We start from the raw sequence: 1,077 nt of genomic DNA, 5'->3' as shown, positions 1-1,077 counted from the left end.
GTCGTCTACAACCACACCGCCGAGGGCAACCACCTGGGCCCGACGCTGAGCTTCCGCGGCATCGACAACCCGGCGTACTACCGGCTGGTGGACCAGGACAAGCAGTACTACTACGACACCACCGGCACCGGGAACAGCCTGAACGTGCGGCATCACGAGTCGCTGCGGTTGATCATGGACTCGTTGCGTTACTGGGTCACCGACATGCACGTCGACGGGTTCCGGTTCGACCTGGCCTCCGCGCTGGCCCGCGAGTTCCACGAGGTGAACCGGCTGGCCGCCTTCTTCGACCTGGTCAACCAGGACCCGGTGGTGAGCCAGGTGAAGCTGATCGCGGAGCCGTGGGACGTCGGCGACGGCGGATACCAGGTGGGCGGCTTCCCACCGCTGTGGACGGAGTGGAACGGCAAGTACCGCGACTCGGTCCGCGACTTCTGGCGCGGCGAGCCATCCAGCCTGGGGGAGTTCGCGTCGCGCTTCACCGGGTCGTCCGACCTGTACGAGATCGACGGCCGCCGCCCGATCGCGTCGATCAACTTCGTCACCGCGCACGACGGTTTCACCCTGCGCGACCTCGTGTCGTACAACAACAAGCACAACGAGGCCAACGGTGAGGACAACCGGGACGGCGAGAGCGACAACCGGTCCTGGAACTGCGGCGCCGAGGGTGACACCGACGACCCGGCCGTGCTCGAACTGCGGGCCCGCCAGCAGCGCAACCTGCTGGCCACCCTGCTGCTCAGCCAGGGCATCCCGATGCTCGGCCACGGCGACGAACTCGGCCGTACCCAGCGCGGCAACAACAACGCCTACTGCCAGGACAACGAGATCTCCTGGATCGACTGGGACCTCACCGACGAGCAGCGCGCCCTCGTCGACTTCACCCGGCGCCTGATCGGCCTGCGCGCCGCGCACCCCGTGCTGCGCCGGCGCCGCTTCTTCCGGGGGGAGACCGAGACCCGGAAGAAGCAGCCGCTGCCCGACCTGATCTGGCTGCGGCCCGACGCGCGTGAGATGACCGACCAGGACTGGCGGCGCGGCGACGCGCACTCGGTGGGCGTCTTCCTCAACGGCGAC

At 68.3% G+C, this 1,077-nt stretch carries 1 protein-coding gene; it reads left to right on the top strand.

Annotation, left to right across the window (positions count from 1 at the left end; translation table 11 throughout):
- Positions 1-1,077: alpha-amylase family glycosyl hydrolase (locus AB0M20_RS45335; protein WP_364307854.1), on the top strand; the 1,077-nt coding region annotated here is incomplete at both ends.

Source organism: Actinoplanes sp. NPDC051633 (assembly GCF_040681735.1).
Taxonomy (GTDB): domain Bacteria; phylum Actinomycetota; class Actinomycetes; order Mycobacteriales; family Micromonosporaceae; genus Actinoplanes.
The sequence above is the reverse complement of the archived record's forward strand: the minus strand, read 5'-3'. Positions and strand labels throughout refer to the sequence as shown.